We start from the raw sequence: 13,486 nt of genomic DNA, 5'->3' as shown, positions 1-13,486 counted from the left end.
TCAAATGCAAGTAAATACGGAGTAAGGCGACAGGAAACGCATGTTGGGTTCCGTTAGGGTGGCATGACACCCATCACGAGAGGACAGCGACATGCCCGCCCCGACCCCAGTTTCCGCTTCGCCCGTCACCCATACCCTGGGCTTTCCCCGCATCGGCCGGGATCGTGCCCTCAAGTGGGCACTCGAACGTCACTGGCGCGGGGAAATCGATTCGGCGGCCTTGCGGGAGACCGGCGATCGTATCCGTCGCGAGTCGCGCGAGTCGCACCGCGAGGCGGGCGTCACTCGGCCTGCCTGCGGCGATTTCACCTTTTACGACGGCATGGCCGACCTCTGCCTGCTCTTTGGCCAGGCGCCGTCACGTTTCGGCGACCTGCGCAACGATCTCGATTCGCTGTTTGCCCTGGCCCGTGGTGTCCGCGACGAGCGTGGTTCGCTGGCACCGCTGGCGATGACCAAGTGGTTCGATACCAACTACCACTACCTGGTGCCCGAGCTGGACGCGGCCCGTCCGTTCCGGGTCGACGCCGAACGGCTGCTGGCCGACATCCGCGAATCGCTGCGCGACGACCCGGCGAGCAAGCCGGTGCTGATCGGCCCGCTGACCTTCCTGTGGCTCAGTGGTGGCGTCAGTTGCGAGGCCCGCCTGCGCCGGGCACCGGCGCTTGCCGACGCGTACGCCGCGTTGCTCAGCGACATCGCGGGGCTGGGGGCCGAGTGGGTCCAGATCGACGAGCCCATCCTCGGGCTCGATCTGCCAGCGGAATGGCTGGCGGCGTTCGAGCCCGTCTATCACCGGATGAAGACGCCCGGCTTGCGCCTGTTGCTGGCCACCTATTTCGCGCCGATCGACGGACGGGTCTCGCTGCTTGCCGGTCTGCCCGTCGACGGGGTGCACGTGGATGCCGCCTCGGGTGGCGATCTCTCGGCCCTTGCCGACCGGCTACCGGCATTCAAGGTGTTGTCGGCCGGCGTGCTGGACGGTCGATCCATCTGGCGTGCCGACCTGGACGCGCTGCTCGATCGGCTCGAGCCGCTTTATCGCCGACTGGGCGAGCGCCTCTGGCTCGCACCCAGCTGCTCGCTGCTGCACCTGCCGCTCGATGCCGGCGAGGAGGGCACCGGGTCGGCCGATCTGCCGCCGGCCGTGCTTGAGAACCTGAGCTTTGCCACGCAGAAGCTCGAGGAACTGCGGCTGCTGGCCCGCGGGCTTGTCGACGGGCGCGCGGGCATTGCCAACGAGATCGAGGCCGCCACCGCGGCCCGACAGCGACTCGAGGAATTGCCGGGCCGTCGGGATCCAGCCAGACGCGAGCGGCTGGTCCAATCCCTGGCCGACGAGCCGGCCCGCGCGCACCCCTACACGGCAAGGGCGCCCGCCCAACGGGCCCGGCTTGACCTGCCACCGTTCCCGACCACGACCATCGGTTCGTTCCCGCAGACCGACTCGATCCGGGCGAGCCGTCGCGCTCATCGTCGCGGGGAGATCGACACGGCCACTTACGAGCAGGCGATGCGCGCGGCGATCGCCGAGGCGGTCGCCGAGCAGGAGGCACTCGGACTGGACCTCCTGGTGCATGGTGAGCCGGAGCGCAACGACATGGTCGAATACTTCGGTCAGCAGCTCGAGGGATTCGCCTTCACCCGGTCCGGCTGGGTTCAGTCCTACGGGTCGCGCTGCGTCAAGCCGCCGATCATCTGGGGCGACGTGGCCCGTCCGCAGCCGCTGACCGTGGCCTGGAGCCGCTATGCCCAGTCGCTCACCGACCTGCCCGTGAAGGGCATGCTGACCGGCCCGGTGACGATGCTGTCCTGGTCGTTCGTCCGCGACGATCTGTCCCGCGAGCAGGTCACCTACCAGCTGGCCGCGGTGCTGCGCGAGGAGGTCGCGGATCTGTGTGCCTCCGGTATCGCCGCGATCCAGGTCGACGAGCCGGCCTTCCGCGAGGGGCTGCCCCTGCGCCGTGCCGGCTGGGCCGGCTACCTCGACTGGGCCGTGCGGGCCTTTCGTTTCGCCACGTCGGTGGCACCCGACGACGTCCAGATCCACACCCACATGTGCTATAGCGAGTTCAACGACATCATCGAGTCGATTGCCGCACTGGACGCCGACGTGATCACCATCGAGACGACCCGCTCGAACATGAAGCTGCTGGATGCCTTCGCCGAGTTCGAGTACCCCAACGAGATCGGGCCGGGGGTCTGGGACATCCATTCGCCGCTGGTGCCGAGCGTGGACGAGATCGTCGATCGGCTCGAACTGGCATTGGAGAAGGTGCCGGCCGACCGGCTGTGGGTGAACCCGGACTGCGGCCTCAAGACGCGCGGCTGGGAGGAAGTGCGTGCCGGGTTGCGCAACCTGGTGGCCGCGGCGGGTGAGCTCCGTGCGCGCCACGCTCGAAAACGCGCCGGCTAGCGGGTCTACACTTGCCGGGTCCCGCCACACCCGGAGCCCGAGCGTGAAACGAGTCCTGGCCGCGCTGGCCGCCACGAGCGTCACCCTGCTCAACCTGACGGCCTGTTCGGGGGCGAGGGTCCTCGAGTCGCTCGCACCGAGCGAGTCGGTGGTCGTGACCCGGGACGTCGTATTCGATGCCGAGCGCACGTTGTCGCTGGACATCTACCGTCCCGTGGACGCGACGGGCGCCCCGGTGGTGGTGTTCTTCTGGGGCGGGAGCTGGCAGTCGGGGGATCGCTCCACCTACGGGTTCCTGGGACGGACGCTGGCCGCACGCGGGCTGGTGGTGATGATTCCCGACTACCGTGTCTATCCCGAGGTGACGTACCCGGCGTTCCTGTACGACTCGGCCCGGGCCGTGGCCTGGGCGCGCACGCATGCCGCTGACTACGGTGCCGATCCGGCGCGGCTCGCGTTGCTCGGTCACTCCGCCGGTGCCTACAACGCGGCCATGCTGGTCACCGATGCGCGTTATCTCGAGGCCGTCGGCGGCCGTCGCGACTGGATCGCCTCCTGGGCGGGGCTCGCGGGGCCCTACGATTTCCTGCCGTTGCAAGACGCCACGCTGGAGCGGATCTTCGCCCCCGCCGACCCGCTGGACTCCAGTCAGCCCGTCCATTGGGTCGACGGCGACGTGCCGCCGACCTTGCTGGTCGTGAGCCGGGACGATCCCGTGGTCGACCCGCGCAACAGCGAACGCCTGGCCCACCGGCTCGAGGAGGCGGGCGTGCCGGTGGAATTGCTGCGGGTGGACAACCTGCGGCACGCCGGTTTGGTGGTGAGCCTGTCGAACGTGTTTCCGTTCGGCGACGAGGTGCTCTCGACCGTCTCGGCGTTCCTCGCGGGGGCGCCCGCAGCGCGGGCCACGCGGGCCGGGGTTGACTGAAGGCCGGCAGTGGGGGCGACCCGTGGTGTCAGGTGTTCTCGTCGGGGCGGTCGGCCCGCCGCAAGTCGCCGACGGCCCGAATACGCTCGCGGCGCAGGGCCTCGCCCAGGGCCTTGCCCCGTAGGCCTTTATCGAGGAGTGGCTGGGGCGAGATGGCGGCCACCGCGGTGCGCACCCGGCGCAGCCAGTCGCCCTCCGGGTAGTCGACCGCTTCCTTGCCCGGCTTGCCGCGCGAGTCGGCATGGCAGACGGTCAGGATGTCCTCGAAGCGTTCGGGACGGCGCAGGGCGTCGAGCTCATCGAGCAGGTCGACCAGCGTGGTGTCGCGCATCTCCAGCGCCCGGTGGATCCGTCCGTGCTGGGCGGTGACCGTGAGCGCCAGCTCGCGAACGGCCTTGGAGGTGCGCAGGCGTTCGCACAGTGCCCGGGCGGGCTCGACGCCGCGCCGCTCGTGGCCGATGTGGCGCGGCCACTCCTCGTGCGGGGTCAGTGCCTTGCCAAGGTCGTGGCAGACGGCGGCGAAGCGTACACCGATCGACTCGCTCAACCCGGCGGCGGCATCCAGTACCAGCAGGGTATGGATGCCGGTGTCCACCTCGGGGTGGTATTCCTCGGGCTGGGGAACGCCGAACAGCGCCTCCACCTCGGGGAAGGTCTCGGCCAGGGCATCGACCTCATGAAGCACGGCGAAGTAGCGCGAGGGGCGTTCGCTGCCCAGTGCCTTGACCGTTTCCGCCCAGACCCGTTCGGGGACCAGGTCGCCGAGCTCGCCGCTGGCGGCCATGCGTCGCATCAGCTCGGCGGTGGCCTCGGCCACCTCGAAGCCATGCGCCCCCAGCTGGGCGGCGAAACGCGCCACGCGCAGCACGCGCAAGGGGTCCTCGACGAAGGCCGGGCCGACGTGGCGCAGGCGACGTGCCTCAAGGTCCTCCCGACCGCCGAAGGGGTCGACCAGGCCGCCGTCTTCCCGCATGGCCATGGCATTGATGGTCAGGTCGCGGCGGGCGAGGTCGTCCTCGAGTGTCACCTCGGGGGCGGCGTGTACCGCGAACCCGTGGTAGCCCCGGCCCTGCTTGCGCTCGGTGCGGGCCAGGGCGTATTCCTCGCCGGTGTGCGGGTGAAGAAACACCGGGAAGTCCGCGCCCACTTGCCTGAACCCGCGCGCGAGCATCTGCTCCGGTGTGGCGCCGACCACGACCCAGTCGCGGTCGACGACCTCGCGACCCAGCAATCGATCGCGTACCGCGCCGCCGACGATGTAGCACTCCAGGTTGTCGGTTACCGCATCGGCCATGGAATCTCCCGGCAATTGACTCGGATTTGGGTGGGAAAGCCCGCTTTATCGTAATGGTTGGCGGCGGTAGACTAGCGGCCAGTCGATAACGTTTCGGACGCTCCGCCATGAACGCAAACCCCTATCTTGAGGCATTGCAGAGCCAGTCGCCACGTTTCGAGTCCACGCTGCGCAGCATCGGGCTGGTCGCGGCGACCGAGGCTACCGTGCTGATCACGGGTGAAACCGGCACCGGCAAGGAGCTGGCGGCCCGCGCCATCCACGCCGGCTCGCCGCGTGCCGACCGGCCGCTGGTGACCGTCAACTGCGCCACCATTCCGGATGAGCTGGCCGAGTCGACCCTGTTCGGTCATCGCCGCGGTGCCTTCACCGGGGCGCTCGCCGACCAGGCCGGCCTGGTGGACCAGGCCGACGGCGGTACGCTGTTCCTCGACGAGCTGGGCGAGCTGCCGCTGGCGCTGCAGGCAAAACTGCTGCGCCTGCTGGAGAACGGCGAGACCCGGGCGGTGGGCGAGACGGGCACCCGTCGGGTCGATCTGCGGGTGGTCGCGGCAACGCACCGGGATCTTGCCACGATGGTCGACGCCGGTGAATTCCGCGCCGACCTGTATTTCCGACTGGCCGGCGTGCCGATCGAGCTGTTGCCGTTGCGCGATCGCCAGGGCGACGTCGACTGGCTGTTCACTCGTTTCCTGGAAGAGAATGCCGCCCGCAACGGCGTGGCGATACCGCGTCTGACCGCGCGAGCCACCGGCGTGCTGCGTCGGTACCGCTGGCCGGGCAACGTGCGCGAACTCAAGCAGTTGGCCGAGCGGCTGGTGATCTTCCATGCCGGCAGCGTGGTCGACGTCGAGGCTCTGCCGCCGGTGATGCGTTCGGCCGAACAGAGCGAACGCGGCGGCCCGATTGCCCCGGGCTTTCTGCTGCCAGAGGACGGCGTTGATCTCGAGGCGGTGGAGAGCGACCTGCTGCGTCAGGCCCTGGTCCGTACCGGTGGCAACAAGTCGCGTGCCGCGCGGCTGCTCAACCTCAGCCGTGACACCTTCCTCTACCGGTTGAAGAAGTTCGCCATCGAGTAGGCTGGGCGAACGCCTCGGTAGCTAGCCTTTCAGGCCCCGTTTCGGGATTGCCCGGAACGGGGCCTTTTGTCTAAATGTTCCAGAGCCCCACCAAAAAAACGGCAGCCAAACGGCTGCCGCAAGGCCACGCCGCGGCGTGGCAGTCTGGAGAAGGAAAGGATTCAGAACTTGGCGGTCAGGCGTGCCCAGACCGTGCGGCCCGGTTCGTTGATCCGTGCGGTCGGGTCGCCGAACGTGCCGGCGTAGGCGCGGTTGACGTGCTCGCTGTAGGTCCGGTCGAACAGGTTTTCCACCCCGGCCCGGACCTGCCAGTTGGCACCGATTCGATAGGCGGTGTGCAGGTCCACCACGCCGTAGCCCGCCGTCTCACGGGTATCCAGGCCGCTGGCCGTATCCAGGTGCGTGGCCCCGTCGGCCCAGCGCAGGTTCACCCCACCACTGAGATCGGCGTATTCCGCCTCCAGGCCGAGGCTCCCCGACAACGGCGGGATCTGGGGCAGGTTGCGCGAATCGTCGGTGTTCCGGCCGCGTGTGTAGGCGATCTGCCCGTGGGCGCTGAGCCAGTCGGTGACCGCCTGGCGCAGGTCGATCTCGGCGCCGTAGAGACGCGCATCGACGTTGCGGTAGCTGGTCGAATCGTCCGGCAATCCGTTGATGCCACCGCGATCCTGCAGGATGAAGTCGCTTACCTGATCGACAAACACCGTCGCCTGCGCGAATCGCTCGTCGGTCTGCCAGGTCAGCCCGGCGTCCAGCTGGTGGTGAATCTCGGGGTCGAGGTCCGGGTTGCCGACCTTGGCGAGTCCGCCGGTCAGCACGTAGCGCTGGGTGAGGTTGGGCGCCACCGCCGTGCGGCTGAGGCCGACGTTGCCGGAGAGGTGGCGATCGAAGCGATGGGTGTAGCGCAGCAGGCCGCTCACCTCGGTGTCATTTTTCGTTTCGCCGGCCGATTCGCGGATGCCGGCGGGCACCATCATGTTCGTGGCGATGCTCTTGTCGAGGGCCGTATCGATCTCGGATTCGAATCGATCGATGCGCGCAGCGATGCGCAGGCCGTCGGTATCGCCGATCGCCCAGTCGGCCTCGACGAAGGCGCCGAACCGGTCGGCCTGACCGTCCGGCCACTGGCGGAAGGCCAGCATTTCGGTCATCGCGTTCCGGGCCAGGGCATCCTGTTCGACACGTTCCAGGTCCAGACCATACTCGAGACCCACGTTGCCGGGATTCGATTCGAGGGTCAGCCTCGCGGTGCTGGTGTGCGATTCGGCCGGGGCCTCCATGGGCATGGGGGCAGTCCGGTCTCGCAAGCTGAAGTTGTCCATCAGGTGGTCGACGTTGGCTCGAGAGAGCTCGAGCCGCAGGCTGTCGACGGGGCCGGACAGGTCGCCCAGGCGGCCGTCGAGGCGGTAGATCGTGGCGTCGTCGTAGACCGAATCCATGCCGGCGCCGGCGTAGCGGGTGTCGAGCATGCGGTTGCGGTCGACGGAAACCTCGATGCCGGTCTCGCCGCTGACCCGGTAGCCGCCGATTATGGTGCCGCTGCGCTGCTTGTAGGACGACGGCACCTCGTCTCCGTCGCCGTCCTCGTAGTTGTCGCCGTTGGCGATCTGGCCGATCACGCGTCCGTAGGCGTTGCCGTTGCTGATCAGCACATCGGCGCTGCTCTGATCGGTCAGGCCGTTGCTGCTGGTGGCAAACCCGAACCGCGACTGCAGGCCGGGCTCGGCGGCACGCTCGAAGGTATTGCGCGTGAGCTCGATGCTGCCGCCGCTGCCTCCCGGCCCCCGGGTCAGCGTGGTCACGCCCTTGCGGACCTCGACCTCGTCGTAGCCGGACAGGTTGCCGAAACTGGTGGGCGGGTCCATGCGATTCGGGCAGGCGTTGGCGATGCCGGCGCCGTCGAGCAGCACGTTGAGCTGATGCTCGCGCTGGCCGCGGATGATCGGGTCGAGGCCGTGCCCCGACATGCGACCCGCCGTCACGCCGCTGATCTCGCGCAGCACCTCGGCGAGATCGGCACGCGGTGCGGTTTCCTCGCCCGTCAGGGTCACCGGCTGGTGGATGGCAACCGGCTCCGGCGCGGTGATCAGGATCGTGTCGAGTCCCTCGGCGAACGCGGTCGGGCTGATGCCCGTCAGGCCGGCAAGGATCGATGCCTGCAGGCGGTGGCGTGGATGGAGCGAGCGGCTGACTGTCATGCGGTGGTCATCCCTGGATGTTTTGTTAGACGGGTTATCGTTCTGACCGCCGTGTGTTGCAGAAAGCGGGCCAGCGCCAAGTGTCTGATTCTTCAAATGCGTCGTCGGCGGGACCGGGCCAGATGACCCGGTCGATGGGGCATATGCCGCAGTCGGCCTGTCGAGGGAATCGAGAAGGCGGGCGGTTTGTGCCAGAATCGCGGGCCTGTTCATTCGCTCAACCGGATCGGGGCCGCGCGGCCCCGGCCTGACCCCAAGGAGTCGCCCATGGAAATTCGGCAGGATCGGCGCTACGGCGAAACCCACGAGTGGTACCGCGTCGAGGACGACGTGATCACGGTGGGGGTGACCGAGCAGGGGCAGGAGATGTTGGGCGACGTGGTCTTTGCCGACCTGCCGGACGTGGGGCAGGCGGTTTCCGAGGGTGCACCCTGCGCCACGCTCGAGTCGGTCAAGGCCGCCTCCGACGTGTTGTGCCCGGTCGACGGCGAGGTGCTCGAGATCAACGAGGCGCTGGAGGACAGCCCCGAACTGATCAACGACGACCCGCTCGACGAGGGCTGGATCGTGAGGATCCGCATGGAAGGCGAGCCGGCCGAGTGGATGAGCCCGGACGAGTACGGCCGGATGCTCGAGGCGACCGACTGAACACCGTCGATTTGGGTGCCGGCGGCCCGCCCTGAGTGGTACCGCCGGCGCCGTCCCGGGAGACGATTCCATGGCATCCGAACAGAACTACGGCCTGCGGCGCGTCTGGTACGCCCTGCGTTACTCCCTGCAGGGGCTGCGAGCGGCGTGGCGCAAGGAAGAAGCGTTTCGCCAGGAGGTCGTGGTCGTGCTGCTGGCCGTCCCGGTTGCCTGGTATGTCGGCGAGAGCGCCCTCGAGCGGGCCATCCTGATCGCGGTGGTGCTTCAGGTGCTGCTGGTGGAACTCCTCAACACCGGGATCGAGGCGGTGGTCGATCGCATCGGGGCCGACCCGCACAAGCTTTCCGGGCGCGCCAAGGACGTCGGGTCGGCCGCGGTGCTGATTGCAATTCTCATCGCCGCGGTGGTCTGGGGCCTGTTGCTGTTCGACTGACAACGGCCTGGTTCGGCGCGAGTGGCCCGGGAGACCCCTGTAGGCACTAGCGTTCGGAGATACGGGCCAGCCGGTTGAGCAGGAAGAACACCACCGGCCAGGCCGCCAGATTGCTGAGCGCTCGGGACAGATAGGTAGCCATCGATACCAGGTCGGTGGCGACCCCCTCCACCCATAGGGCGACCATCAGGTAGACCAGGGTGAACCCGGCGATCACCAGCGCCTGAGAGAGCAGGGGGGCGACCCCGATTCGTTGTCGCAAGGACAGTACGAGGAAGGTGGTCATCGTGAAAAGCAGCGCGTTGAGTCCCAGCAGGCCGTTGGTGGCCACGTCCAGCATCAGGCCCGCGATCCAGGCATAGATCAGCCCCGCCTGGGCCGGACGGTAGAGCGACCAGAAGATCACCGTCAGCAACAGCCATTGCGGGTTGTGTACCTGCATCGCCGCCGGCAGCGGCAGCAGGGTCAACGCCAGCGCGACGAGACTGGTGAGGATGATGGCGAACCAGCTGGTGGTCATTGCCGGTCTCCGTTGCTCGCACCGGGCTCGTTGGCCGCGGCCGGTGCGCCGCCGTCATGGTTTTCCAGGGGCGACATGGGCGGGCGATCCAGCACGGTTTCGGTGTCCTGGCCCTCGCGGGGCGGTGCGTCGGGCGCCTCGGTGATCACCAGGACGTGGTCGAGCCGTTCGAGGTCGGCGACCGGCTCGGCGATCACGCGAATGAAGCCCTGCGCCTCGTCCGTCTCGATATCGGTGATCCGCGCGACCGGGTAGCCGCGCGGGAAGGCGGTGTCGATGCCGGAGGTGGTCAGCAGGTCGCCGGTCTCGATGTCGGTGCGTTCGGGGACCCGTTCGATGATCAGCTGCCGGTCGCCGGTCCCGCGCAGCAGGGCGTTGCGGCCGGTGTCGCCGAGAATGACCGAGAGCATGTGGTCGCGCGAGGTCAGCTGGATGACGGTCGCACCAAAGCGGGTGCTGCGCAGGACCTGGCCGACCACCCCAGAGGCGTCGATGACCGGATCGCCGGGGCGCACGTCATCGTCGAAGCCACGCCCGATCGTGAAGAGGTTGCCCTGCGGGCTCGGCGGGTGACCTACGCGCCGGGCGAGCAATACCCCGGGGATGGTGCTGGCCTGGCCGTCGAGCATGGCGCGAAGATCGTCCACCTCGCGTTGCAGGGCGACGAAGCGCTGCATCTGGCCGCGCAGCAGCGTGTTCTCCTCGCGCAGGCGATCGACCTCGGCCTGCAGCTCCCGGCGTTCCACGAACCACTGGCCAACGCCGCGGACCATGACGACCGGCTGATGGAGGGTCTTGATGACGCCGTCGGTGGCGCCACCGAGCCCTTGGTCGAGCTGACCCACCCAGCGGGTGCCGACCCGGTCGAGACTCATCAGGGCGATCGAGATCACCACCAGTACCAGGAGCAGGTTGAGTCCGGGGCGGTGGGAGTCGAAAAGCGCCATGACCGGCGCCGTTACTCGTCAGCGAAGAGGGTGTTGTTGCGCTGGTCGATCAGCTCGAGGACCTTGCCGCCGCCGCGCGCCACGCAGGTCAGCGGGTTTTCGGCGACCACGACAGGGAGGCCGGTCTCTTCCATGATCAGCTTGTCCAGGTCGCGGAGCAGGGCCCCGCCACCGGTCAGCACGATGCCGCGCTCGGCGATGTCCGAGCCGAGTTCCGGCGGTGTCTGCTCGAGGGCGGCCCGCACGGCCTGAACGATGCCGAACAGCGGTTCCTGCAGCGCCTCGAGGATCTCGTTGGAGTTGAGGGTGAAGCTGCGCGGCACGCCTTCGGCCAGGTTGCGGCCCTTGACGTCGATCTCGCGCAGTTCCTTGCCCGGGTAGGCCGAGCCGATCTCCTTCTTGATCCGTTCGGCGGTCGCCTCGCCGATCAGGATCCCGTAATGACGACGGACGAAGGCGATGATCGCCTCGTCGAACTTGTCACCACCGATGCGCACAGACGACGAATAGACGATGCCGTCGAGCGAGATGACGCCCACCTCGGAGGTGCCGCCGCCGATGTCGACCACCATCGAGCCGCGCGGCTCGTCGACGTCGACGCCGGCCCCGATGGCGGCGGCCATCGGCTCCTCGATGATGAAGGCGCGGCGCGCACCGGCGGAAAGTACCGATTCGCGGATCGCGCGGCGTTCGACCTGGGTCGCGCCCACCGGCACGCAGACGAGCACACGCGGGCTGGGGCGGAACCAGTGCGAGGAGTGCACCTTCTTGATGAAGTGCTGCAGCATCTTCTCGGTGACGTGGAAGTCGGCGATCACCCCATCACGCAGCGGGCGCACGGCGTGGATCGACTTCGGCGTGCGACCGACCATCTGCTTGGCCTCGTTGCCGTAGGCCTGGATGACGGTCTGGCCGCCGTCGTTCCGCAGGGCCACCACCGAGGGCTCGTCAAGCACGATGCCCTTGCCGGAGACGTAGATCAGGGTGTTGGCCGTACCCAGGTCGATGGAAAGATCGGTGGAGAAGATGCCGCGGAAGCCTTTGAACATGAGGGATATAACCGAGTGATGTCTGCTGTATGTGGTCGGGCCGATGGGCGGCCCGTGGTCGCGCTGCCGTTGTGAGGCGGCAGCGCCTGAGTCCTTTCCCGTTCACGCGGCGCGCGCTACCCGTCTTGCAGGCGGGCAGCCTGCCCCGGAAATGCGGTGCGAAACCCGCGCCCGGACGCCGCGAAAAATAAGCGGTTACGGTAGCAACAAGCACGCTGTCAGGCAAGCGTCGGACTCGGCAGGCAGGCACGGCTATGATAGGCTTCGCGCCGGATTTCCGCTCGCCGGTGCGCGCGCGTTTCGACCGCCGACTTGGCGGTGGGTTCCCGCCGGTGGCCTGACCGTTCGGGCGTGCCCGGCATAATCAACCTTAAGTTCCTCGAGGGGTGACGACCATGTCGTTGACCAATGACCAGCTGCAAACGGTGGCGCATCTCGCCCGTATCGCCGTCGAGCCGGAATGGGCCGAGGCGCTGCGCTCGGACATCAACGGGATTCTCGAGCAGGCCGAGCGCCTCGACGACCCGCGACTCAACGATCTCGAGCCCATGGCCCACCCGCTCGACCAGGTCCAGCGCCTGCGCGCCGATACGGTCACCGAGACCGACCAGCGCGAGGCGCTGATGGCCGGAGCGCCGGCACAGGAAAAGGGCCTGTTCCTGGTGCCCAAGGTCATCGAGTAACCACAGTCCTCGTCCCGGCGGCGCCCGCTCGGCCACCTGCCGGCCCCCGCCTGATCGACGCCTACATTGCCTGCAAGGGGAATATCTTTCGTGTCCACCAGTGAGACTTCGCAGCGCGGCGGGGATGCCGCCCTGATCAATGCCTCGATCGCCGAGTTGCGAGCGGGCCTGACGGCCGGCGAGTTCGGCGCCGCCGATCTGGCCGCGGCCTTCGGCCGGCGCATCGAGACCATCGACCCGTCGCTCAACAGCCTGGTCAGCCGGGTCGAACCGGTGCAACCGACCTCCGCCAGCGGTCGGCTCGCCGGCATTCCCTACGTGCACAAGGACATCTTCTGCGCGAAGGGGACTCGCACCACCTGCGGATCTCGGATGCTCGCCGACTGGGTCGCGCCTTACGACTCGACGGTCCACGAACGGCTGACCGTGAGCGGGGCGGTGCTGCTGGGCAAGGCCAACATGGACGAGTTCGCCATGGGCTCGTCCAACGAGAACAGCCATTTCGGCGCGGTGGCCAATCCCTGGGATGCGAACGCCGTGCCGGGCGGTTCCTCGGGTGGTTCGGCCGCCGCGGTCGCCGCTCGCCTGGTGCCGTTCGCCACCGGCACCGACACCGGCGGCTCGATCCGCCAGCCGGCTGCCTTCTGCGGGGTCACCGGCATCAAGCCCACCTACGGGCGCGTGTCGCGCTACGGCATGATCGCCTATGCCTCGAGCTTCGATCAGGGCGGAGTGATCGCGAAGTCTGCCGAGGATTGCGCGCTGGTGCTCGGCGAGATGGCCGGTTTCGATCACCGGGATTCCACCTCCGCCGACCGGGAGGTGCCCGATTACGTCGCGGGGCTGAACGGCTCGATCGCCGGCCTGCGTGTCGGTGTCCCGAAGCAGTGGTTTTCCGAGGCGCTGGACCCGGCGGTGGGGGATGCCGTCTCCGCGGCGATCGACGAGTTGCGCGCCGCCGGTGCACAGACCGTCGAGATCGACCTGCCGGATGCCGACATCGCCCTGGCCGCCTACTACCTGCTCGCGCCGGCCGAGGCGTCCTCGAACCTGTCGCGCTTCGACGGCGTGCGTTTCGGCTACCGCTGCGAGGGGCCGAAGAACCTGCAGGATCTCTACGAGCGCAGTCGTTCGGAAGGTTTCGGCGCCGAAGTCAAGCGCCGCATCCTGGTGGGCACCTACGCGCTCTCCGCAGGGTACTACGATGCCTTCTATCGCCGCGCGCAGAAGGCCCGCCGGCTGGTGACCGATCACTTCAAGCGTGCCTTCGAGCAGTGCGACGTGATCGCCG

At 68.2% G+C, this 13,486-nt stretch carries 12 protein-coding genes; 7 read left to right on the top strand and 5 right to left on the bottom strand.

Annotated features, from left to right (window positions below):
• Nucleotides 1-91 precede the first annotated feature (91 nt).
• The gene (metE, locus tag ACLFRM_RS03380) at nt 92-2,416 is read left to right on the top strand and encodes a 5-methyltetrahydropteroyltriglutamate--homocysteine S-methyltransferase (protein ID WP_410754302.1); all 2,325 of its coding nucleotides are present in this window, start codon (nt 92-94) and stop codon (nt 2,414-2,416) included.
• Between the two features lie 43 nt (nt 2,417-2,459).
• The gene (locus tag ACLFRM_RS03375; protein WP_410754301.1) at nt 2,460-3,344 is read left to right on the top strand and encodes an alpha/beta hydrolase; all 885 of its coding nucleotides are present in this window, start codon (nt 2,460-2,462) and stop codon (nt 3,342-3,344) included.
• Between the two features lie 28 nt (nt 3,345-3,372).
• Here the strand turns inward: ACLFRM_RS03375 and ACLFRM_RS03370 are convergent, their stop codons facing one another.
• Entirely contained in the window at nt 3,373-4,614 is a 1,242-nt protein-coding gene (locus tag ACLFRM_RS03370; protein WP_410754324.1) for a multifunctional CCA addition/repair protein, read from the bottom strand.
• A 131-nt stretch (nt 4,615-4,745) separates the two neighbouring features.
• Here ACLFRM_RS03370 and ACLFRM_RS03365 point away from each other — a divergent pair, with 131 nt between their 5' ends.
• Nucleotides 4,746-5,717, top strand: coding sequence for a sigma-54 interaction domain-containing protein (locus ACLFRM_RS03365; protein WP_410754300.1), 972 nt, complete (start codon nt 4,746-4,748; stop codon nt 5,715-5,717).
• Nucleotides 5,718-5,878: 161 nt separating this feature from the next.
• Here the strand turns inward: ACLFRM_RS03365 and ACLFRM_RS03360 are convergent, their stop codons facing one another.
• A complete protein-coding gene (locus tag ACLFRM_RS03360) occupies nt 5,879-7,915 on the bottom strand; it encodes a TonB-dependent receptor domain-containing protein (RefSeq protein WP_410754299.1) in 2,037 nt (678 codons plus the stop codon).
• Nucleotides 7,916-8,182: 267 nt separating this feature from the next.
• On the opposite strand from ACLFRM_RS03360, the gene gcvH reads away from it, so the two are divergent.
• Nucleotides 8,183-8,563 carry a glycine cleavage system protein GcvH gene (gcvH, locus tag ACLFRM_RS03355; protein WP_410754298.1) on the top strand — a complete coding sequence of 127 codons (381 nt, stop codon included), beginning with the start codon at nt 8,183-8,185 and terminating at the stop codon, nt 8,561-8,563.
• A 70-nt stretch (nt 8,564-8,633) separates the two neighbouring features.
• Nucleotides 8,634-8,996, top strand: coding sequence for a diacylglycerol kinase (locus tag ACLFRM_RS03350; protein ID WP_410754297.1), 363 nt, complete (start codon nt 8,634-8,636; stop codon nt 8,994-8,996).
• A gap of 46 nt (nt 8,997-9,042) precedes the next feature.
• Here the strand turns inward: ACLFRM_RS03350 and mreD are convergent, their stop codons facing one another.
• The 3 genes from mreD to ACLFRM_RS03335 are packed head-to-tail and all read right to left on the bottom strand — an operon-like array spanning nt 9,043 to nt 11,512.
• On the bottom strand, nt 9,043-9,516 hold the full coding sequence (mreD, locus tag ACLFRM_RS03345) for a rod shape-determining protein MreD (RefSeq protein WP_410754296.1): 474 nt from the start codon (nt 9,514-9,516) through the stop codon (nt 9,043-9,045).
• Entirely contained in the window at nt 9,513-10,463 is a 951-nt protein-coding gene (gene mreC / locus ACLFRM_RS03340; RefSeq protein ID WP_410754295.1) for a rod shape-determining protein MreC, read from the bottom strand. Before mreC ends, mreD begins: the two co-directional genes overlap by 4 nt.
• An 11-nt stretch (nt 10,464-10,474) precedes the next feature.
• Nucleotides 10,475-11,512, bottom strand: coding sequence for a rod shape-determining protein (locus tag ACLFRM_RS03335; RefSeq protein ID WP_410754294.1), 1,038 nt, complete (start codon nt 11,510-11,512; stop codon nt 10,475-10,477).
• A 395-nt stretch (nt 11,513-11,907) separates the two neighbouring features.
• Here ACLFRM_RS03335 and gatC point away from each other — a divergent pair, with 395 nt between their 5' ends.
• Both gatC and ACLFRM_RS03325 read left to right on the top strand, forming a co-directional pair.
• Nucleotides 11,908-12,195, top strand: coding sequence for an Asp-tRNA(Asn)/Glu-tRNA(Gln) amidotransferase subunit GatC (gene gatC / locus ACLFRM_RS03330; protein WP_410754293.1), 288 nt, complete (start codon nt 11,908-11,910; stop codon nt 12,193-12,195).
• Between the two features lie 132 nt (nt 12,196-12,327).
• The coding region (locus ACLFRM_RS03325; RefSeq protein ID WP_410754323.1) for an amidase family protein at nt 12,328-13,486 on the top strand (1,159 nt) is incomplete at its 3' end.

Origin of the sequence: Guyparkeria sp., from assembly GCF_046540515.1 — a bacterium.
In the GTDB taxonomy this organism is placed as follows: domain Bacteria; phylum Pseudomonadota; class Gammaproteobacteria; order Halothiobacillales; family Halothiobacillaceae; genus Guyparkeria.
Note: the sequence above shows the minus strand (reverse complement) of the source record. Positions and strands in the feature narration are given on the sequence as shown.